This is a genomic window from Caballeronia sp. SL1002, from assembly GCF_057814995.1.
Genome location: NZ_JBYMUW010000004.1, coordinates 344,829 through 366,640, shown reverse-complemented (window position 1 = coordinate 366,640; position 21,812 = coordinate 344,829). Strand labels below are relative to the sequence as shown.

General features: G+C 63.1%; 19 protein-coding genes. 7 read left to right on the top strand and 12 right to left on the bottom strand.

All coding sequences use genetic code 11. From position 1 onward, the window contains the following. Window positions 1-7: 7 nt before the first annotated feature. Window positions 8-478, bottom strand: coding sequence for a hypothetical protein (locus tag AC3D25_RS23135; RefSeq protein ID WP_488890804.1), 471 nt, complete (start codon window positions 476-478; stop codon window positions 8-10). A gap of 306 nt (window positions 479-784) precedes the next feature. On the opposite strand from AC3D25_RS23135, the gene AC3D25_RS23130 reads away from it, so the two are divergent. Beyond that, window positions 785-1,510 (top strand): DeoR family transcriptional regulator, encoded by a 726-nt coding sequence (locus AC3D25_RS23130; protein WP_488890803.1) that lies wholly within the window; start codon window positions 785-787, stop codon window positions 1,508-1,510. A 30-nt stretch (window positions 1,511-1,540) separates the two neighbouring features. On the opposite strand, the gene AC3D25_RS23125 is transcribed toward AC3D25_RS23130, so the two are convergent. The 10 genes from AC3D25_RS23125 to AC3D25_RS23080 form a co-directional block, all read right to left on the bottom strand. Further along, a complete protein-coding gene (locus AC3D25_RS23125; RefSeq protein ID WP_488890802.1) occupies window positions 1,541-2,596 on the bottom strand; it encodes an ABC transporter permease in 1,056 nt (351 codons plus the stop codon). Further along, a complete protein-coding gene (locus tag AC3D25_RS23120; protein WP_488890801.1) occupies window positions 2,593-4,131 on the bottom strand; it encodes a sugar ABC transporter ATP-binding protein in 1,539 nt (512 codons plus the stop codon). Before AC3D25_RS23120 ends, AC3D25_RS23125 begins: the two co-directional genes overlap by 4 nt. Before the next feature lie 63 nt (window positions 4,132-4,194). Continuing rightward, window positions 4,195-5,199, bottom strand: a complete 1,005-nt coding sequence (locus tag AC3D25_RS23115; RefSeq protein ID WP_488890800.1) for an autoinducer 2 ABC transporter substrate-binding protein — start codon at window positions 5,197-5,199, stop codon at window positions 4,195-4,197. 47 nt (window positions 5,200-5,246) lie between these two features. After that, window positions 5,247-6,290 (bottom strand): ABC transporter permease, encoded by a 1,044-nt coding sequence (locus tag AC3D25_RS23110; RefSeq protein WP_488890799.1) that lies wholly within the window; start codon window positions 6,288-6,290, stop codon window positions 5,247-5,249. A gap of 10 nt (window positions 6,291-6,300) precedes the next feature. Continuing rightward, the gene (gene rbsK / locus AC3D25_RS23105; protein ID WP_488890798.1) at window positions 6,301-7,260 is read right to left on the bottom strand and encodes a ribokinase; all 960 of its coding nucleotides are present in this window, start codon (window positions 7,258-7,260) and stop codon (window positions 6,301-6,303) included. After that, the gene (locus AC3D25_RS23100; protein ID WP_488890797.1) at window positions 7,257-7,727 is read right to left on the bottom strand and encodes an RbsD/FucU family protein; all 471 of its coding nucleotides are present in this window, start codon (window positions 7,725-7,727) and stop codon (window positions 7,257-7,259) included. The genes rbsK and AC3D25_RS23100 overlap by 4 nt, the downstream gene beginning before the upstream one ends. 76 nt (window positions 7,728-7,803) lie before the next feature. Then, on the bottom strand, window positions 7,804-10,200 hold the full coding sequence (locus AC3D25_RS23095; protein WP_488890796.1) for an aldehyde dehydrogenase family protein: 2,397 nt from the start codon (window positions 10,198-10,200) through the stop codon (window positions 7,804-7,806). A 57-nt stretch (window positions 10,201-10,257) separates the two neighbouring features. Then, window positions 10,258-11,268, bottom strand: coding sequence for a deoxyribose-phosphate aldolase (deoC, locus tag AC3D25_RS23090; protein WP_488890795.1), 1,011 nt, complete (start codon window positions 11,266-11,268; stop codon window positions 10,258-10,260). Window positions 11,269-11,374: 106 nt separating this feature from the next. Further along, complete coding sequence (locus AC3D25_RS23085) at window positions 11,375-12,403, bottom strand: GlxA family transcriptional regulator (RefSeq protein WP_488890794.1); 1,029 nt, start codon at window positions 12,401-12,403, stop codon at window positions 11,375-11,377. Window positions 12,404-12,413: 10 nt separating this feature from the next. Next, entirely contained in the window at window positions 12,414-12,977 is a 564-nt protein-coding gene (locus tag AC3D25_RS23080) for a cysteine hydrolase family protein (RefSeq protein WP_488890793.1), read from the bottom strand. A gap of 237 nt (window positions 12,978-13,214) precedes the next feature. Between AC3D25_RS23080 and AC3D25_RS23075 the strand changes: the two genes are divergently transcribed. The 4 genes from AC3D25_RS23075 to AC3D25_RS23060 all read left to right on the top strand — a co-directional run bounded on the left by AC3D25_RS23075 (window position 13,215) and on the right by AC3D25_RS23060 (window position 16,279). Next, a complete protein-coding gene (locus AC3D25_RS23075; RefSeq protein ID WP_488890792.1) occupies window positions 13,215-13,631 on the top strand; it encodes a hypothetical protein in 417 nt (138 codons plus the stop codon). A gap of 74 nt (window positions 13,632-13,705) precedes the next feature. Next, window positions 13,706-13,966, top strand: coding sequence for a hypothetical protein (locus AC3D25_RS23070; protein WP_488890791.1), 261 nt, complete (start codon window positions 13,706-13,708; stop codon window positions 13,964-13,966). 37 nt (window positions 13,967-14,003) lie between these two features. Further along, window positions 14,004-15,500, top strand: coding sequence for an MFS transporter (locus tag AC3D25_RS23065; protein ID WP_488890790.1), 1,497 nt, complete (start codon window positions 14,004-14,006; stop codon window positions 15,498-15,500). A gap of 149 nt (window positions 15,501-15,649) precedes the next feature. Continuing rightward, complete coding sequence (locus AC3D25_RS23060; protein WP_488890789.1) at window positions 15,650-16,279, top strand: LysE family translocator; 630 nt, start codon at window positions 15,650-15,652, stop codon at window positions 16,277-16,279. A gap of 13 nt (window positions 16,280-16,292) precedes the next feature. Here AC3D25_RS23060 and AC3D25_RS23055 read toward each other — a convergent pair whose 3' ends face one another. Continuing rightward, complete coding sequence (locus AC3D25_RS23055) at window positions 16,293-17,168, bottom strand: IclR family transcriptional regulator (protein ID WP_488890788.1); 876 nt, start codon at window positions 17,166-17,168, stop codon at window positions 16,293-16,295. A 522-nt stretch (window positions 17,169-17,690) separates the two neighbouring features. On the opposite strand from AC3D25_RS23055, the gene AC3D25_RS23050 reads away from it, so the two are divergent. After that, a complete protein-coding gene (locus tag AC3D25_RS23050; protein ID WP_488891061.1) occupies window positions 17,691-18,851 on the top strand; it encodes an ABC transporter substrate-binding protein in 1,161 nt (386 codons plus the stop codon). Next, window positions 18,848-21,796, top strand: coding sequence for a bifunctional diguanylate cyclase/phosphodiesterase (locus AC3D25_RS23045; protein ID WP_488890787.1), 2,949 nt, complete (start codon window positions 18,848-18,850; stop codon window positions 21,794-21,796). The genes AC3D25_RS23050 and AC3D25_RS23045 overlap by 4 nt, the downstream gene beginning before the upstream one ends. The last annotated feature ends 16 nt before the right edge of the window (window positions 21,797-21,812 follow it).

The following is a 21,812-nucleotide window of genomic DNA, read 5'->3' as shown; positions in this document are numbered from 1 at the left end:
TCGCCAATCAGACCGGCCGGAGTACCCGCAAATCGGATGTCGTCATTATTTCGCGAATTCCATGCGGCACGCCGGTCCAGTAATCGCGCGAAAGTTCTTGCGCCTTGGGCAGAAAAGCGCGATTCGGTTCCGATTTGACCAGCGCCGCGTAAAGATCGAAGCTGCCGACGTGATGCGGATCGGCCGGATGCACGAATTCCACCTCGTACACACGCGATGCAACCGCAAAAGCCGATGCCCGCGCACGGGCGTCGGCTTCGGAAAGAAACGCGAAGGCGCTTTCAAAGCGGCTCGGTTTATCGGCGGCATGCTGAAGCCGGAAATTTTCGAGAACGAGTTCGGTGGCGAGACGCCAGCCATTCACGGCGTCTGCGGTGAAATGCCGATACGTATTGATTACCAGCCCATGATTTCCCGCATGCACGATAAAACCCGGCGTCAATGGCACCGGTGAAACATGAAAATAAGTCGTGCTCATAGTGCCATTCTCATTCGATTATTGTTGGGGACGCCGCACGTTAATCGTCGCCCATGCTACGCCGTGCTTTTTTCAATTTGCCTTCAAGGCGTGCACGTTCGCATAACAAGCCCAAATAATCGGTTCGAAAACGCACCGAGGATTTCGCTTCGGCTTCGATTAGCTCCGAGGCCGTTGGGATAAACCCCGTAATGACGTGGCTTTGCGCCGAATCGCGTGTCAGGATTGTTATAATTCTTCCATCGCCCGACTAAAATCTAACAACGCGTGCGGCATGGCCGATTGCCAGCGCGCTGAGCCCCTGTGATGGCAAAAAACGACCGCCTTCAATTGCTCGCGAGCGCACTCGAAAAGCAGAGCGTCATGCGCTTGCGCGACGCCGCCGCGCTACTCGGCGTATCGGAAATGACCGTGCGGCGCGACATTGGCGCGAGCCCCGGCCAGTTCACCTACCTGGGCGGCTATATCGTGAGCGCCGCCGACGTGCCCAACGCCGCGGGCTACACCATCGAGGAAGAAAAGGACCATTTCGCGCAGGCGAAAGCCGACGCATCGAATGCGGCCGCGCGTCTTTTGGTGGACAGCGAGACTATCTTCGTCGATTGCGGCACGACGCTCACCACGCTCGTGCGGCAAATTCCGGCCGAGATGCATCTCACCGTCGTGTGCTATTCGCTGAACGTCGCCGAGATTTTGCGGCGCAAGCCGAACGTGCGCATGATTTTGCTCGGCGGCGTGTATGTGCCGTCGTCGGATTCGTTTGCAAGCGATGAGAGCGTGGAGACGTTGCGGCGCATGGGCATCAACAAGGCGTTCATGTCGGCGGGCGGCGTCGACGAAATGCGCGGCGTGACCTGCTGGAATTTTCACGAGGTCGCCATCAAGCAAGCGGCGATGGCAAGCGCCGTCGAGCGGCATCTCGTGGTGGACGAAAGCAAGTTCGGCAAGGTGAAGGCCGTCCGTTTCTCGCAAATGAGCGACTTCGATTCGATCCTGACGGAAAAAGGCGCGCAACCGCGCGCCGCGAAATAAGCGGCTACGGCCGCTTATTCAACCGCCATTTCAACCGCGCCGTCCGAGCGCGAACAGCGTCCCGGCGATCAGGATAAACGCGCCGATAATCACCTTCTGCCAGGTGCTCGGCACGCCCACCAGAATCAGCACGCTGTTGATGAGCGTGACCAGCACGACGCCGAGCAGCGTCCCGGCCACCGTTCCCGTCCCGCCCGTGATGCGCGCGCCGCCGAGAATCACGGCCGCGATCACGTCGAGTTCGGTGCCGACCAGATCGAACGGATTCGCGAGACGGTTCGTCGATACGTGCAGGATGCCCGCGATACCGGCGAGCATGCCCGTGTAGCCGAACACGAACAGATGGATCGCGCGCAGGTTGTAGCCGAGGCGCTCGGCGATCGGCAGGCTGCCGCCCATCGCGTAGACGCCGCGTCCCATCATCGTGCGGTTGAGCAGCCACCAGGTCACGATCGCGGCGACCACGAGCGCGATCACGGAGACCGGCAGAACCGCGCGCAGGCCGTCGGCCGTGTGATAGAAAAACAGCGGCAGGCGGCCGAAATTGTCCATGCTGTGCGGAATGTTCATGAAGAACTGTGTGCCGACGAAGGTCAGCAGCAGACCGCGATACAGATACTGCGTGCCGATCGTCACGATCAGCGAAGGCGCCTTCAGCCGATGCACAAGCATGCCGTTGACGATCCCGAGCACGACGCCGCCCACGGCGCCCGCAAGCAGGATCAGCGCGAACGGCGCGTCCGGCCACCACGCGAAAACCGCTTTGGTGAGCGAGTACATCGTGAGCGCGGCAATGGCCGTGAACGACACGTCGATCCCGCCCGACGCGAGCACGACGAGCGTACCCAGCGCGAACAGCGAAACGGTCGTGCCGGAATGCAGCAGATCGAAGAGCGTCGCGAACTGGAAGAAGCGCGGGTTCAGCGTGCCGACCACGAGACACGTCACCGCGATCAGCGCGACCGTGAACCACTCGGGATTGCGCATCAGCCGCGCGTACCACGTCAATGGCCGCACGCGCGGCGCGATGTCCTTGGGGCCCGCGTTCAGTGTCGGTTGCGACACGCGATGAATCGACTCGCTCATGCTGCCTCGGAAAGTAGTGCGTGATAAAGATCGGCTTCCGCCATGCCTTCGGCGCGATATTCGTCGGCGATGCGGCCTTTCTTCATCATCAGGATACGGTCGCAGTTTTGCAGCAGTTCGGGCAAGTCGTCGCTAATCAGAATGATGCCGATGCCTTCGCCCGACAGCCGCTGCATGATGCGGTAAATGATGTCCTTCGACCCCACGTCCACGCCCACCGTAGGTCCATGCAAAATCAGAACGCGCGGGTCGATGGCGAGCCAGCGCCCGATTAAAACCCGCTGCTGGTTGCCGCCGGACAGCGACTGCACCGGCTTGTCGATATCGGGCGTCGCGATCTGCAACTCCCTGACCGTGCGCTCCGCGAGTTCGTGCGCGCGCTTGCGATCGATCTGGCCGAAGCGGTCGCGCAAGCTCGAAATCATCGCGGTGATGACGTTGTCGCGGATCGGTTTATCGAGGAAAAGGCCTTCGTTTAAGCGGTCTTCCGGCACATAGCCGATCCGTTGCAGCTTCGCGTCGCTTGGTGAATGGAGGCGCGCGCGCATGCCGTCGAGCGTCACCGTGCCGCTGTCGGCGGGCGCTACGCCCGCGAGCGCGCGAGCGAGTTCGTTGCGTCCCGAATCGAGCAAACCGGTCACGCCGAGAATCTCGCCGCGATAGAGCGAGAACGAGACATCGGCAAATTGACCTTTGCGTCCCAGCGCCTTTACGTCGAGCACGATTTCACGTTCGATGCCGGCCTGCGCCTGCTGCCCGGCACGGTAGCGTTCCGTCGACAAATGCTTGCCCGTCATCAGTTCGCTGATCTGCGCCTTCGTGTAATTCTCGATCGGCCCTTGCGCCATTTTCTGGCCGTCGCGCAGCACGATCACTTCGCCGCCGATGGCATAACATTCGTCGAGCTTGTGGCTCACGAACAGCACCGCGACGCCGTCCGCGCGCAGTTTCGCGAGCACGGCAATGAGGTTGTCCACTTCCTTTTGCGTGAGCGAGGTGGTGGGTTCATCCATGATGACGAACTTCGCTTCGCTCGCGATGGCCCGCGCGATCGCGACGAGCTGACGCGTCGCGATCGGCAATTGTTCGATGAGCGTCGCCTGAAAATCCGCTTCGCCAGGCAGGCCCACCGCTTCGAGCGCACGCGCCGCGTTGCGCGCCAAAGCGCGCCGGTCGAAGGTGCGCGCAAGCCGGCCGCCGTGTGCCGCGAGTTCGACGGTCAAGCCGACGTTCTCGGCCACGCTCATGTTCGGCAAGAGCGACAGGTCCTGATAAACCGTTTCAATCCCCGCCGATAACGCTTCGAGCGGCGACAGCCGCGCATGACGCGCGCCCTCGATCACGAGTTCGCCCTGATCCGGCGGCTGCGCGCCGGAGATGATCTTGATGAGCGTGCTCTTGCCGCAGCCGTTTTCGCCGAGCAGGTGATAGATCTGCCCGCGCGCGAACGACAGGCTCACGCCGCGCAGCGCGTACACGCCGGTAAAACGCTTGTGGATATCGACGACTTCGAGAAGCGGTGCTGAATTCATCATGGCCCTTGACTGCTTGACTTCAAGCACGGCGCGCGCCGGACGACGCGCGCCGTGTCTCACTGGTCAGAACGGATACTGCTTGTAGTTCGTCTTGTCGACGTCCACCCAGCCGGTGCCGCGCACGATCACGCCCTTGCCCGGACCCTTGCTCACCGTCACCTTGGTGTAGCCGGGAATGCCGAGATCCGCGCCGTTCTCGACCGTCTTCCCGTCGATCAGCATCTTCGCCACCTTGTTCATTGCGATGCCCGCGAGCTTCGGGTCCCAGAACGCAATGCCGTTGACCGCGCCGCTTTCGAGGAACTTGCCCGCTTCCGTCGGCAGGCCCGTGCCATACACGCAGATCTTGCCGATCTTGCCCGCTTCTTCCACCGCGCGCCCGATGCCGATCACGTCGAGCGACGACGACCCTTGAAATCCCGTCAGGTCCGGGTGCTTGCGCAGCACTTCCTTCGCCACCTGATAGGCGCGCTCACCGTCGTTATTCGTTTCGAGCTTCGGCTCGACAAGATCCATCTTCGGATACTTCTGCTTCGCATTGCCGATCCCGCCGTCGGCCCACTGCACCTGCGAGCGGCTGCCGAGCGAACCCACGAGCACCGCCCACTTGCCCTGCGAGCCCATGCACTTCGCAAGACGCTCGTTCAACCCTGCGCCATACGCCGTGTTGTCGAACGCCTCGATATCCACCATCGTGTTCTTCGCGTTGTCGGCCTCGTGCGTCACGACCTTGATACCGCGATCCATTGCCTTCTTGAGCGCCGGTTCGAGCGTCGGCGGATCATAAGGAACCACCGCGATCGCCGTCACTTTCTTCGCGATCAGATCCTCGATGATCTTGAGTTGCTGCGCCGCATCGGCACGACCCGGACCGGTCTGATACACGGTCACGCCCGGCGTCTCCTTGCCGAACTCCTTCACGCCGTCGTCCATGCGGTTGAACCAGTTGATACCGGTCACCTTGACCACCGTGACGATGGTTTCATTGGTGGCCGCGTGCGCAACGGCCAGCGTGCCGGCGGCGAGTGCGAACGCGGTGAGCGCGGTGCCGAGTCGAGTCAGTTTCATGCGATGTCTCCGTTATGGTTTGAATGTGCTGCACATGAGAATTGGAGCTAGCGTCCCGTCGATGCGGGCGGCGTTGGTGTCTTTGTCGTAGGCGCGGCGCCGCCGAGGCCGAAGATCTTTCGGGTGCGATCGCCGCCCGCGAAAGCGAGCGAGGCGAGCAGCAGAAAGCCCCACGCGCAATCGCCGAAAAACTGCGAGACGCCCAGCAGATTGAAGAGGCTCGACAGGAATTGCAGCACCGTCGCCGCGAGGAACACGCACACGATGCGCCCGTATCCGCCCGCCGGATTCACGCCGCCCATCACCGCGATCAGGATTGCGATCAGCAGATAGGAATTCCCGTAATCCCACTTGGCGCTCGACGTATGCGTCGCGCTGATAAGACCCGCGAGCGATGCGAGCACGCCGCACATGCCGTAAGTCACGATCAACATGCGGGCGCGCGGAATGCCCGCGTAAAACGCGGCTTTCGGGTTCGTGCCCATCAGGAAGAGGCGCAGTCCGAACGGCGTGCGTTTCATGATCCAGCCGAGCACGATCACCGCCGCGAGGAAGATCCACAGCGAAATGGGCACTTGCAGGAAAGTGCCGTTACCGATGTTCGACAACGCATCCACGTATTCGACGCGCACCGACGCACCGTTGCTCAACACCACCGCGATGCCCGTGAACAGGAGCGACGTCCCGAGCGTACACAGAATGGGCGTGAGCCTGAGACGCGCGATCACGACGCCGTTCAGCACGCCGCCGATCATCCCCATCAACACGACAATAGCGATGAAGCCCGCCGTATACAACGCAGGCGAATCGTCGGCGACGAGCAATTGCGGCATCACGAGCGCCGCCACCATGCCGGAAAGATTCGCGAGTCCGACGCCCGACAGGTCGATGCCGCCGTTGCCCGAAATCATCGAGAGCATGATGCCGAGCGCGAGCAGTCCGAGTTCGGGCAACTGGCTGCCCATTGATTGCAGATTGTCGATATCGACGAACTGGCCGCTCGACAGCCACGTCGCGACGATCACGACCAGCAGATTCACGCCTACCAAAAAGTTGAGTTGCCGATCCGCGAACCACTTCGATGCTTTCATCTCGTGGCCCTCAGGTGGCATGCGCAACCGGATCGCCGGGTGCTGCGTGTGCCGCGAGCACGGCTTCGGCCTCGGCGCGCGACGGCATCGACGGTGCGGTGCCCGGACGCGTGACCGACAGGCTCGCGAGTGCGCAGCCGAAGCGCACGGCGTCGAGCGGTGTTTCTCCACGTGCGAGCGCGGCGGCGAATCCGCCGGTGAAGCCGTCGCCCGCGCCCGCCGTCTCGACGACACGGCCGCAGTTGAACGCAGGTACGTGGACCGATTGTTCCGGCGAATGCAGCAGCGCGCCGCTCTCGCCCAACGTGACGATCACCGCGCGCGCGCCCTTCGCGATCAGCACGTCGGCGGCGCGGCGCGCGTCGTCGATGGACGCGATCGACACGCCGGTCAGCGCCGTCGCCTCGGTTTCGTTCGGCGTGATGTAGTCGCAGAGCGGATAGATCGCGTCGTCGAGCGGAAGTGCGGGCGCCGGGTTGAACACGGTCGTCACGCCGTGCTTGCCCGCGAGTTCCAGCCCGCGCTGCGCGGCGGGAATCGGCTGTTCGAGTTGCGTCACGAACACAGCGGCATCGGCGATATCCGCCTCGATGGCATCGACATCCGCCGGCACGAGCGCGCCTGCCGCGCCCGCCGCGACGATGATCGCGTTGCCGCCCGTCACGTCGTCCACGAAAATATGCGCCGCGCCCGTCGATAACCCTTCGGTCACCGTGGCGCGCGCCGTGATGCCTTCCGTGGCCCAGGTCGCGCGCGCGATCTCACCGAACGCGTCCGCGCCGATACGCGTGCAGAACACGACATCCGCGCCCGCGCGCGCCGCCGCGACCGCCTGATTCGAGCCCTTGCCGCCCGGTCCCATCGCGAAGGCCGTGCCCGCGATCGTCTCGCCGATCAGCGGCATGCGGCTCGCGCGAAAGGTCAGATCCGTCACGTAGATGCCGAGGATCACGACACTCTGCGCGCTCATGCCGATTGCTCCGCGACGTCCGGCGCAAGTTCGACGCCCTTCTTGAAAATGAAGCAGCCATAGCCGCGCCCTTCGCCGGTCGCGATCACGCAATACGCCTGTTTGGCGCGTTCGTAGAAGGCAAAACGTTCGATCGACGCGAGCGGCGTGGCGCGCCCTTCGGCGGCGTCCACTTCGCGTTGCGCTTCTTGCTGCACGGCCGGCAGCGCGTTCGCGTCGCCGACCACTTCCATGCGTTCCGCCGGGTGATCGACGAACGAGTCGAGCGGCATCACCGACAACACCGCGCGCACCGCACGCGGCGAACTCACGCCGTCGAGCCGCAGCACCTTGCCGAGCACCGTTTTGCGCGCGACCGAATCGGCCGGGAAATTCGCATCGCAGATCACCACTTCGTCGCCGTGACCCATCGCGCAGAGCGCGTGCAGGATATCGGCGTTCAACAACGGATCAATGTTCTTCAGCATCGTGTCTCCTCCGTTCAGGGCGCGCCTCGTTCGCGAGGTCTTCGCCCGTCGATTAGTCTCTCAACGTTTCCCCACTTCAGTCGCCGTAGGGAATCCAGATATTCTTGACCTGCACCGCCTGCCGCAAGAACGGCAACCCTTCGCTCGATGCCGCGTACCAGTCGAACGCGCGACCATGATCGACGAACGTGCGCTTCAGATTGCCCACCGATTCGCGCTCGGCCATCGCGGCTGTTTTTGCGCCGCCGAACGCCCAGAGCGTATCGACGTCATCATGTTGCGCGAGCGTCTGCGCGAGCGAGTGACGCTCGCCGGTGACGATATTCAGCGCGCCTGCGGGCACGTCCGACGTCTCGACGACCTGATAGAAATCGGTCGCCATCAGCGGGCAACGCTCGCTCGGCACGGCGACCACGCGATTTCCCATCGCGAGCAGCGGCGCGACCAGCGACACGAATCCGAGCAGCGGCGCTTCGTCCGAACACACGACGCCGGCGACGCCGAGCGGTTCGTGCATCGCGAGCGCGACGCCACGCAACGGCGGCGAATGCACCGCGCCGTCGAACTTGTCGGCCCATGCGCCGTAGGTGAAGAGGCGCGTCACCGCCGCGTCCACTTCGCGCCGCGCATCCGCTTCGCTCGATCCTGCCCGCGCGACGAGTTGCCGCGCGAATTCATCGGCACGAGCGGAGAGATTTTCCGCGAGGTAGTACAGGATTTGCGCGCGGTTGTGCGTGCTCGCCGACGACCACTTCTGCGCGCCACGAGCCGCCGCGACCGCATTGCGGATGTCCTTGCGATTGCCCTCGCCCACTTCGCCGACGATCGCGCCCGACGGCGCATACACGAGCCGCGAATAACCGCTGTCGGGGCGGGCCTGCTTGCCGTTGACGAACAGCTTCGCCGTCCGGTCGAGCGCGCCGACGTTCTGCATGTTTTGTGCGCGATCCGCTGCGGGCGTCATGGCGGACTCGTCGCGGAGAGCCAACTTGGTCCACGCGCGCGGCTTCAGATATTCGTAGACGCCTTCACGTCCGCCTTCGCGCCCGAAGCCCGACTCGCGATATCCGCCGAAGCCGACCGCCGCGTCGAAGAGATTGGTCGCGTTGATCCACACCACGCCGCATTGCAGTTGCGGCGCGATATCGAGCGCGCGCCCGATCGTCTCGCTCCATACGCTCGCGGCGAGTCCGTAGCGCGAATGATTCGCCAGCGCGACCGCTTCCTCGGGCGTGCGAAAGCTCATCGTCACGAGCACCGGCCCGAAGATTTCCTCTTGCGCGAGCGTCGATGCAGGCGCGACTTTCGTCACGAGCGTCGGCGGATAAAACGCGCCGCCTTCGGGCAAGCGCAGCGACTTCGGCTGGAAGATTTCACAACCTTCGCTCGCGCCGCGTTCGACGAGCGTGCGTATGCGCTGCAACTGAACGTCATCGACGATCGCGCCGAGATCGATGCCTTTGTCGAGCGACGTGCCGACCCGCAGCGTCTCCATCCGGCGCTTCAGCTTCTCGACAAAGCGCGCTTCGATGCCTTCCTGCACGAGCAAACGCGAACCCGCACAGCACACTTGCCCTTGATTGAACCAGATCGCATCGACCACGCCTTCGACCGCGCCGTCGAGATCGGCGTCGTCGAAGACGATGAACGGCGACTTACCGCCGAGTTCCAGCGTCAGCGATTTGCCCGAGCCTGCGGTCGCCACGCGAATCTGCCGCCCGACTTCCGTCGATCCCGTGAACGCGATCTTCGCGACGCGTGGATGATCGACGAGCGCGGCGCCCGTGCGGCCATCGCCCGTCACGACATTCAGCACGCCCGGTGGCAAACCGGCGCGTGCGCTGAGTTCAGCGAATAACAGCGCGGTCAGCGGCGTGTATTCCGCCGGCTTCAACACGACGCAATTGCCGAGCGCCAGCGCGGGCGCGATCTTCCATGCGAGCATCAGCAGCGGAAAATTCCACGGCACGATCTGCCCGACCACGCCGAGCGGAACCCAGTCCGGAAACTCGCTGTCCTGCAACTGCGCCCAACCCGCGTGGTGATAAAAGTGCCTTGCCACAAGCGGTATATCGATATCGCGGGTTTCGCGGATCGGCTTGCCGTTGTCTAGCGATTCGAGCACCGCGAACAAGCGGCTGTGGCGCTGAACCATGCGCGCGAGCGCATACAGATGCCGCGCGCGGCCCGCGCCGCCCAGCGCTTGCCAAGGTCCCAACGCGTTCTCTGCGGCGGCGACGGCGGCCTCGACATCGGCCACCGTGCCTTGCGCGATGCTCGCGAGCAAGCGGCCGCTCGCCGGTTCGCGCGACTCGAACCGCGCATCGTCGGCACCGTCCACACTATCGCGAAACGCGCCGCCGATGAAATGGCCCAGGTGTCCTGCGTGTTCATCGAGCCATGCGCGCGCGGCGCGGTCGTCTTCCGGTGCGGGTCCGTATTCCATCGAGGAGAAGTACTCAGCTACGCTCATTGGGGGCTTCTGGTTAGGTCGCATCGCGCGTTTGAAACGCGGTCCACTGCCGTGAAATCACGCGACGGGGTGACGGTTGAACGCCGAATATCGGCCGCTGACATGGTGTTCGAGCTGGCGCTCGATATCCGCCAGCAAACTCGACGCGCCGATCCGGAACAAGTCCGGCTCCAGCCATTGACGGCCGAGTTCTTCCTTCATCAGGATCTGATAGTCGAGCACGGTCTTGGCCGTCGATACACCGCCCGCCGGTTTGAAACCGATCGCGACGCCCGTGCGTTCGAAGTATTCGCGGATCATCCGCACCATGACGAGCGACACATCGAGCGTGGCGTTCACGCCTTCCTTGCCGGTGGATGTCTTGATGAAATCGGCGCCCGCCATCATGCAGACCATCGACGCCTTCGCGATATTCGACAGCGTGCGGATATCGCCGGTAGCGAGAATCGCCTTGATGTGTGCGTCGCCGCACGCCGCGCGGAAGTCGCGCATCTCGTCGTAAAGGGCTTGCCAGTTGCCGGTGAGAACGTGCTCGCGCGTGACGACGATATCGATTTCCGCCGCGCCGTCCGCAACCGATGCCTCGATTTCGCGCAGCTTGAGCGGATGCGGAATCAGCCCGGCGGGAAATCCCGTCGATACCGCCGCGACCGGGATGCCGCTGCCTTCTAGCGCGGCCACCGCCGCCGCGACGAAGCGGTGATACACGCAAACCGCGCCGGTGCGGATCGAACCTTGCGGCATACCGAGCGCGTCGAGAAGATCGTCGCGCACAGGTCGGCGCGCCTTTGCGCACAGCCGCTCGACGCGCGCGGTGGTGTCGTCGCCGCTGAGCGTCGTCAGGTCGATACACGTAATCGCTTTTAAGAGCCACGCCGCCTGCGCGTCCTTTTTCACCGCGCGGCGCGTGCCGAGCGTAGCGGCGCGCCGGCCGACCGCCGACTGATTTACGCGCAACGTGTCGATCCACGAAAGATCGAGGGGAACGCCGGGATTGCGGTCATGGACGACCGTCAAGGCCGTGGTGCCGGGCCATACGACCACCGATTTCGAAGCAGCATCGAGCATAGGGCTTCCGCGTTGTGCAACGCACAACAGTTTCTGATAGATTAATATCAGTTTATCCCATGTTTGTTATGATTGTGACATAGGGAAAGTGCGGAGATGGCAGGCCTCAGTGACTGCTTTGTATCTCTTCGCGACGGCTGCTCGACGGAGCCGACGCGTCGTACTTGCGCCAGATCCGCCGCATATGGCGCGCGGACCCGAATCCGGCCCGCTCGGCGACGGCTTCCATGTCAAGCGACGACTGCGCGATCAGTTCGCGCGCCATCGCGACACGCAACTGGTGCAGGTAATCGAGCGGACTCGTGCCCGCATATTCCTGAAAAAGCCGCGCCAGATGCCGCGTGCTGCTGCAGGCGATCCGCGCCATCTGGTCCGCATCCCAGTCACGCGCCGGATCGGCGGCAATTGCGTCCTGCACGCGATGCAACGCGGGATGCAGATGGTTGCGGCCGGTGATCCACGGCGACAGTTGCGGATCGGCCCCGCCGCGCCGCATATAGACCACCATATCGCGCGCGACCGCGCACGCAGCGCGCGGACCGGCGAGTTCCGCGAGCATTTGCAACATCAGGTCGATGCCCGCCGTGATGCCCGCGCTCGTGCTCACCGCGCCGTCCGATACGTAGAGCCGGTTCTCCAGCACCTTCGCGGCGGGCGCGAGCGTCTGAAGCGCGCCGCACAACGCGTGATGCGTCGTGCATTGCCGGCCATCCAGCAAGCCCGCCCGCGCGGCGATCAGCGCGCCCGAACACACGCACATGACGCGGTTTCCGTGCGGCGCGACGACGCTTTTCAGCCACGCGACGGCCGCATCGGACGCGGTATCGAATGCTCGCTGCGCACGCTTTTCGACACGCGAACTCACACCGACGATCACCACGATCGTTTCCGCCGGAAGCGAATCGGGCAACGGTTCAATCGCGCCGAGCGTCAATCCGATCGACGTCTGCACCTCGGCCACCGGCCCGACATAGCGAAGTGCGAACCGCGTGACCGGACCGCCCGCCTCCGCCGGATCGAGTTGCGACGCGAGCCTCAGCGCTTCTGCGGGACCGGCGAGATCGAGCATCAGCACGTTCGGCAGAATCACGAAGTACACCGGTACGGCGGCGCTCGGCGCTTTGGACGTGACCATTATTTGCGCGTCAGGCGACGGCCGGCTCGCGCACGGCGGCGAGCGCTTCGGCCACCGTCGCGATGCGGGCAAAGCGGCCTTCCAGCACGAGTTCGCAGCGCTCGCGAATCTCTTGCGGCGAGTAGACGCGTCCGCTGCGCGGGTGGGTCATCGCGAACGTTAGCGTGGCTTCGCTGACGTAATCGACTTCGAAACCGCTATCGGATGCGTGGCGCGTGGTGGTTTCGCAGCATTGCTCGGTACGGATGCCGCTCACGATCACGCGGCCGATCCCGCGCGCGACGAGCCAAGCGGCGAGCGGCGTGCCGGCCAGCGCGCTGTGGTATTGCTTGTGGAACGTGACGTCGGGCTTGATAGAGAGCGCATCCAGCGTTCGCACGTGACCGGACGCCAGAGAAAAATCGCCTTCTTCCTCGACGTGAAAGATCTGGACGACCGGCACGCCCGCCGCAACGCAGCCGTCGATCAGCGCCTGCTGCTTTTCGATATACGCCGACAGGTCTGTTTCGGACCAGTAAGGGCGATGCCGGAACGATTCCTGAACGTCGATGACGATAAGTGCGCTGAGAGCCATGATCTTTTCCTTTACCCTATATAACGATGAATGATGACACATCGTAGCGCGGAGGCGAGCTTCTCGACAGACGCTATGTGGACCAGCATCGGACGTTTTCGGACATCGTGACAAGTACTGAATGCTGCGCCTCGTAAGACTGCGTGAGGAATACGGTATTCAGGGCCAATGCGGAAACAGTGAACCTTTTGGTATTGTCGGTCGTCCACTGCGCGCCGCAGTTTTCCTCTCCGACCCATGAACCGACTCTCTCTGTCTCTCGTCGCCGCCCTGATGTTCGTCACCGGCGAGCATGCTGCGTTCGCGCAAGGCGCGCCGATGCCGCCCGCCGATCAGCCGCCGCCTTTCATGGACTTCCCGCCGCCGGGCCCCGGCTTCGCGGTGATCAACGATCTCGAACATCTGCAGCGTCTTTACGATCTGAACGGCCGCCCCGCCGAAATGACGCCGATCTACCGAGACGTACTAAAGCAGACAAAAGATCCGATGGTGCGCCATTTCGTCTACGACGCGCTTGCGCGGACCTATCTGCATCCGGCCAACCCGGATGAAGCCATCGCGACCATTCGTTCGAGCCTAGCCGAGGACCTGACGGCGCTCGCGAATCATCCTGAACACGGAGACGGCCACGAAGGTCCGCCGCCGGCCCGCTGAAACACGACACGGCACGGCGGATGCTACGTCTTCCTCAAGCTGCGCATGAGTCCGCAGTGCAAACGGAGACGAACATGACATCCATCACCCGAATCGCCAGCACGTTCGTGCTGATCGCGAGCGCCGCCGCTGCCACCAGCGCGCTCGCTCAGACTGCCAATTCCAACCAGCCCGCGCCCGACGCGGGCGCGACGAGTCCGTCGAAGATGAGCGGCGCGGACAAAGGCGCGAACAAGGGCGACGCCAACGGCAAAACACTGATGCAGCAGCGCGAAAAAGGCATGGCGCCCGACGCGGCATCCGGTGGAAAATCGACCGGCAAGATGACGCAATAAACTATCCGCCACGCAGGTTTTCCCGGCCCTCCACGCAATGAGCGAAACGACGAAAGGGCCGGGAATCCGGAAGAGCGATCCGCTGGCGGACCCGGCGCGAATCGTCGTAACGAATCTGCCTTCGCGGCTCGATCGTTTGCCGTGGGGCCGGTTTCACACGCTGATCGTGTTCGCGCTCGGCATTACCTGGCTGCTCGACGGGCTGGAAGTCACGCTCGGCGGCGCGGTGGCGAGCGCGCTCAAAGCGAGCGCGTTGCTGCATTTTTCGAACGCCGATGTCGGTCTCGCGAGCAGCGCGTATATCGGCGGCGCGGTGCTCGGCGCGCTCGGTTTCGGCTGGCTGACGGACCGGCTCGGACGCCGGCGGCTTTTCTTCGTCACGCTGACGCTCTATCTGACGGCCACCGCCGCGACCGCGTTATCGTGGAATTTCGCGAGTTTCGTGCTGTTTCGCTTTCTGACGGGCGCGGGGATCGGCGGCGAATATACCGCGATCAATTCGACCATTCAGGAGTTCACGCCCGCGCGCGTGCGCGGCTGGACGGACCTCGCGATCAACGGCACGTTCTGGGTCGGCGCGGCGCTGGGCGCGGGCGCGTCGCTGTTGCTGCTCGACGTTTCTCTTCTGCCGCCGGACTGGGGCTGGCGCGCGTGCTTTCTGACCGGCGCGGCGCTCGGACTCGTGATCCTGCCGATGCGCCGATGGATACCGGAAAGTCCGCGCTGGCTGATGACGCACGATCGCGCCGACGAAGCCCACCGGATTGTCGAAGACATCGAGGCGCGATTCACCCGGCGCGGTATCGTGCTGCCGTCTGAGCCGGTCAAGACGCTGCGTCTGCGCGCTCGCGCGTTCACGCCGCTGCGCGAAGTATTCGATACCCTGTTCCGCGTTCATCGCACGCGCGCGCTCGTCGGTCTTACGCTGATGACCGCGCAGGCGTTCTGTTACAACGCCATCTTCTTCACCTATGCGCTCGTGTTGACCGATTTCTACGGCGTGCCGGGCGACCATATCGGCTGGTATCTGCTGCCGTTTGCTGCGGGCAATTTTCTGGGACCGCTCCTGCTTGGCAAGCTGTTCGATGTCTTCGGCCGGCGCACGATGATCGCGTTCACGTACTGCGTATCCGGCGCGCTGCTCGCCATCAGCGGCTATCTTTTTCAGATCGGCGTGCTGTCCACGGCGACGCAAACGCTGGCATGGACCGTCGTGTTTTTCTTCGCATCGGCGGCGGCGAGTTCGGCTTATCTGACCGTCAGCGAGACCTTTCCGCTCGAAATACGGGCGCTCGCCATTGCCGTGTTCTATGCGTTCGGCACCGCGCTCGGCGGCGTGCTCGGACCCGCGCTGTTCGGCCGCCTGATCGACCTGCATCAGCGCGGCGCACTGTACGCGGGATATCTGATCGGCGCGGCGCTGATGATCGTGGCGGGCGTCGTCGCGGCGGTGTGGGGTGTCGCGGCCGAGCGCAAATCGCTCGAAGACGTGGCGCGCCCGCTATCGTCCATCGACGATTGCTCTCGCGTGTAGATCCCAAAACATCCGACCTTTTCTCTGCTGCGCCGAAACTTCAATTTCGCGGGAATAAATTCGTCTCTCGTTAAGTAATCAACGCATGGGAACACCGCAGCGCGCACGCCGCCCGGTGACTATCGTGAATGCTTGAGAGAGATGTCGAGATGCCTAGCGATCCGCTGTTGTCGTTCGCCGTCGCCTCGTTCGCGTGTACCGCAACGCCCGGGCCGAACGCGATGCTCATCATTCGCAATACAGCGGCCTACGGCGCGGGATCGACGCTGCCGACACTCGCCGGCCAGATGATGGCGCGCCTCGCGCTGGGCATTTCCGTCATGCTCGGCCTCAGTGCGCTGCTGGTTTCCATGCCGGCGCTCGCAGCGGTAATGCAGGTCGCGGGCGCGAGTTACCTCGTTTTTCTAGGGCTAAAACTGATGATGCCGCGCAGCCTGAAACGGTGCAGCAGTCTCGCCCCGGATGTCATCAGGAACGCGAGTTCGACGAATGCAGTGGTCGTCGAAGCTGCGCTCGTCAGCGGCTTGAATCCCAACACGCTAGGCTTTCTCGCCGCTGCGCTGCCGCAGGCGCTCGATACGAACAGGCCGATGCTCGGACAGTTGCCCGCGCTGCTTTTGATCGATGCAAGCGTGCTGCTATCCGTCATGCTTTTCTACGCATTCGCGACAAGGCTCGCAGCCGATCGCGTCGCGCAGGGCAACGGCGCGCGTGTGCTTCGGCGAATCGGCGGCGCGACGCTGATTGCGTTGGGTATCGGCATGCTGGCGAAAATTTAGATCGAGAGCCGCGTTATGCTGCCCGCTTTCGCGCCACGCGCTTTGTCGCGGGCGCAGGCGTGGGCGCTTCCTTTACTTCGGTCGCCGTAGTCGCGTTCGGCGTTACACCGCGCTTGAAATACGGTGAACTCAGCGTCGCCGCGCCCATGTCGGACGCGGCTTCGAGAAGCGCGGGCGCGAGCGCGTCGAGCCGCTCGGCAGGCAAACGGCTGGTCGGCCCGGCGAGACTCACCACGCCCACCACGACGCCCGACACCGGATGACGAATCGGCGCGGCCATCGCCGTCATGCCAGCTTCGTAGGTTTCGCTCGCGATACCGTAACCGCGCTTTCTCGCGCCCTGCAGATCGGCGAGAAACCGCTGGATAGTCTTGGGCGCCTTGGGACCTTTCTGCGCCGCCTGACCGAGCCCGCCCTGCCGCGAGACGATTTCGAGCGCCTCTTCGTCCGATAACGACGCAAGCCACGCCTGTCCGCTCGCCGTGCAATGCAGCGGCGGCTGGCTGCCCATGTCGGGGTCGTAACGCAGTCCCGATTTCGCGCCCTGCGCCTTCCCCACGAACGTAATGTGCTCACCTTCGACGACCCCGAGCCGGGCGAGTTCGCCCGAACTCGCCGCGAGCCGGTCCAGCACGGGCTGCGAAACATCGAGCACGCCGCCAGTCGAGAGATAGATCAGCGCGAGCGAGACCAGCTTGAGCGCCAGCAGGTACTCGCCGTGGTCTTCGTCCTGACGCACGTAGCCTTCGTCGATCAGCGTGGCGAGCAACCGGTGCGTGCCGCTGCGCGGAATGTTGAGCGTATCCGCGATCGCCGCGAGCTGCATGCGCCCGCCATTCCTCGCGAGCAATTCGACAATCGCCAGCGCCCGCTCCAGATTGCCTGCCATGGTGTTCTCATTTTTGTGAGGAGATCACGAATGAGAACACGATTCCATATTTGAATTCAAGTGGCGTTCCGTTGATTTCGCCGACGCAATCCACTTCCCGTTTCTTACTCAAAAGCCCGAATTCGGGCCCGATCCATCCCGCGCCCGCGCTAAAGAATTCGCTCCCAATGCCGATATGCAGGCTACGCACTGCCTCGTCGAATTTGCCGGTACGCCGGTACGCCGGTTCGCCGGTACGAGGCGACTGACCGCAGCAGCGGCACCACCGTGGCAACGCCATTGGCTCTTTCGCGACGCGACGTGCACCGGTCCGATACCAGACGCATCAAATTTTTCCGACCGAAGCCAGGCCGATTCATCCCGAAACCGACGAGTGAACTGCAAGTGCGACGAATTGAGTTTGCTACCCTGCTAGCTGGACTGGTCAGCCTGGTTCTCGTGGCGCTTGGCGGTTGTCGTCACGAGGACCGCAATGCCTCGCCGATCGCCGCAGCCGTGCCCAAGACCACCATCACCGCGTTGATGTGGGCGCCGGACTGGCCCGAGGAAATGCTCCAGATCGCCGCCGAGTTCGACAAGCAGAATCCGGACATCAGCGTGAACGTGCAGTTCATGATCGGCAATTCCGTCGAGGAAAACATCAAGCCGAGAATTGCCTCGGGCAACCTGCCGGATTTCGTGAGCGTTAATCCGAATGCCTATGCAGCCGAACTCGCCGACCAAGGGATCCTCGCGGACGTGAGCGGCACGTCGGCATGGAAAAACATGCTCGATCCGCTCAAGGACGACTGGACCAGCCGCCAGTCGCGGAGTTTCGGCATTTCCGGCGGCGTGGCGACGACGCTGATCTACTACAACGAGGCCATGTTCGCGAAAGCGGGCATCAAAACGCTTCCCACTAATTTCGACGAATTCCTGGCTATTTGCGAACGGCTCAAACGCGCGGGTTTCACGCCGATCATGTGGAACGGCGGCTTTCCGAACATGCTCGGTAACGGCCCGTTCAGTTTCGGCTTCGCGAACAACGTGGTGGCGCGCGACGCAGACTGGAAAGCCAAGATCGGCGACGGCACGCTGGACCTGAACACACCGCAAGTCGCCGATATCTTCGCGAAGATCCGGCTGATGGCCGACCGCGGTTACGTGCAAAAGTCCTACATGTCGACCAACTACGACGAAGGCATCCGCCTCTTCAAGGAAGGCCAAGTCGCGATGGCGTTTCACGGTAGCTGGGCGGCGGGTCCGTTGCTGCACGGCAATCGGTTCAAAGCCGGCGTGTTCATTCCGCCATGGAACGCGCCGGGCAAGCGCGTCGTGCCCGTGATCGGCAGCGAGACCGGCTTCGCGGTCTGCGAGACGCCGAACAAGGCGGCTGCGATGCGTTTCCTCGAATTCATCGCCGGGAAAGGGTTCGCCATTCTCCAGCGCAAGCGTCAGAACATCGCGCCGTTCAAACAAGTGGCGGGCGCGACGGTGAGCGATCCCCGAATTGTCGATTACACGCGCATGGTCAGCCGGTTTCCGGTGACAGCCAGCCCGTACTATTCGGTTCTGCCGTCCAATTCGATCGAGCGCCTGCATCCGCTGATGCAGGACGTCCTCTTCAAGAAGATCACGCCGGGCCAGGCGGCGAAACTTCTGGATGCGTCCGTCAAGAACGAAGCGAAGATGCATTACAAATGAGCTCAATCATCTTTTCGCTGAAAGGCGCGTTCGAATATCTCTCGCTGGATCTGCTGCGCCGCGTGGAGATTCGCTATCGCCTGATGACCGCGTTCATCCTGCTTTCGCTCATTCCGATCCTCATCTCGGGCTACATCTCGTATGTGGAATCGACGGCGGCGATCAAGGAAAAGGCCGAGATATTCTCGAAGGAAGTGGTGAAGCAGGTCTCGCGCAACGTCCTGTTGCGGATGGAACAGATCGAGACGGAAAGCAGCCTCGTCGTGCTGTCGGACCGCGTTCAGGGCGCGCTGACCCGCGTTGCCAACGGCACTGAAACCGAGCAGAGCGAGGCGCGTCAGGACATGACACGGCTGCTGCTGGAACACTACGGATCGATTGACTTTATCAACCAGAAGTATCTGCTCGACAAATCCAACCGCATCATGGACACGCAGGCGTTCGCGCAACTGACGCGCGGCGTGATGCGTCTGGTGAAGCAGGCGCCCGAACGCAACGGCCGCCCTTACTGGGGCAGCTACGACAACGGCGTCGGCCAGCAAAACCTCGGGATGGTGCGGGCGATTATCGGCAAGAGCAATAACCGGCTGATCGGCAATCTGGTCCTGGTGATCCGCCCCGAACATTTCTCGACCATTTTCAACGACGTGGCGCCCGGCAGCGGCACGGAGATCTACGTTCTCGACGCGAGCAACGACAAGCTGATCGTTCGCGCCGACAACACCTCGGCCAAGTCGGGCGACACGCCCGAAGCCGGGCTGATCGACCGCCTCGCGCAGAGCGCGCCGAATGGCTTCGTCGCCTTCGAAGGTCGTCGCGGCGGCCGTTATCTTGCGGCATACACGCGAATTCCCGGCACCACATGGTTCGTCGTCAGTACCATGGCCGAAGAAAAACTGACGGCGGAAGCGCAGTCGGTGCGCAACCAGATCGTGCTGGTCGGCATCTCGGGCTTTCTGCTTTCCATCTTCTTCGCCTACTTCATTTCGCACAGCATCTCGGCGCCGCTCAGGGAACTCGTGCGAAACCTCTACGGCGCCGGCAACGCGGCAGAAGCGGACCTGGAACCGGAACCGCTCACGAACGCGGGCGGCCAGGACGAACTTGGCCGCCTGTCGCAACGCTTCGGAAAAATGCGCGAGGCGATCAGGCAGAAAATCCAGAAGATCAACGAGATCAACGCGTCGCTGGAGCAGACCATCGCCGAGCGGACGGCGGAACTCATCACGAAAGAGCACGAGTCGCGCACGCTGATCGAGAACTCGCCCGACACGATCACGCGCTACGACCGCGCGCTCCGGCGCACGTACGCCAATCCGGCGTTCTGTGCGTCGGCGGGACACAGCCTCGAAGAATCGCTCGGCAAGCGTCCCTCGGAAATTCCGGGCGGCGCGAATGCGCTGATCTACGAAGAAAAAATCAGCGAGACCATTTCGAGTGGGGAGCCGGCGCAGTTCGAGCTCAAATGGACCGCCAGGGACGGCCGGGAACATTGCACGCATATTCGCCTCACGCCGGAAATCGACCGGTCGGGCGTGGTGAGTTCGGTGCTCGCGGTCGGCCGCGATATCTCGGAGCGCATGGCTTTCGAGGCGACCATCTGGAAACAGGCCAATTTCGACGCGCTGACCCAGTTGCCGAACCGCCGGATGTTCCAGGACCGGCTGGAACACGAAACCAGGATTTCGCGGCGCTCGGGACGGCCGATGGCGCTGATGCTGGTCGATCTCGACCGCTTCAAGGAAGTCAACGATTCGCTTGGACACGATACGGGCGACGTCCTGCTGATCGAAGCGGCCCGGCGGATCACGGCGTGCGTGCGCGAATCGGACACGGTCGCGCGCCTCGGCGGCGACGAATTCACCGTGATACTGCCGAATCTCGACAACACGGAAAGCATCGAACGCATTGCCGAAACGATCATCCAGGCGATGTGCGAACCGTTCAGGCTCGGCCCGGACGAGGTCTACATTTCCGCCAGCATCGGCATCACGCTTTTCCCCGACGACGCCGGCGAACTCGACATCCTGTTCAAGAACGCCGACCAGGCCATGTACGCCGCGAAGAACGCGGGACGCAGCCGTTTCAGCTATTTCACGCCCGAGTTGCAGATCGCGGCGGAAAAGCGCCTGCGCCTCACGAGCGATCTGCGCGCCGCGCTGCCGGGCGAACAATTCCGCGTGTATTACCAGCCAATCGTCGATCTGGCGAGCGGCGAAATCTACAAGGCCGAGGCGCTGATCCGCTGGATGCACCCCGAGCGCGGCATGATCAGTCCGCTCGATTTCATTCCGCTCGCCGAGGATACCGGGCTCATCATTCCGATCGGCGACTGGGTATTCAAGCAAGCCGTCGATCAAGCGCGGCAATGGCGCAGCCGCTTCCATCCGTCGTTCCAGATCAGCGTCAACATGTCGCCGCTGCAGATTCGACAGGACGGGTTCGTGAGCGCCGAATGGCCCGAATATCTGCTGCGCGAAGGGATGCCAGGGCAAAGCGTCGCCATCGAAATTACCGAAGGCTTGTTGCTGCACGCTGAATCGAAGATCGACGAGCGCTTGCAGACGCTTCGCGACGCGGGCATTCGAATTTCGATCGACGACTTCGGAACGGGATATTCGTCGCTCGCCTATCTGAGGCGTTTCGACATCGACTATCTCAAGATCGACCGTTCGTTCGTCCAGAACCTCGCCTTCGATGGCGACAATCAGGCGCTTTGCGAAGCGATGGTCGTGCTCGCGCACAAGCTGGGGCTGAAGGTCATCGCCGAGGGCGTGGAGACGGTCGAGCAACGCGATTTTCTGGTCGCGGTGGGATGCGATTTCGCGCAGGGCTTTCTGTATTCCGAACCCGTCCCGGCGCATCGCTTCGAGGCGACCGTATGGCCGGGCCGGGATGATCGCATTGTGCTCAACGCCGAACATGCGCTCGGACAGTCGGCGTGAATGCGCCCTTGCTGCG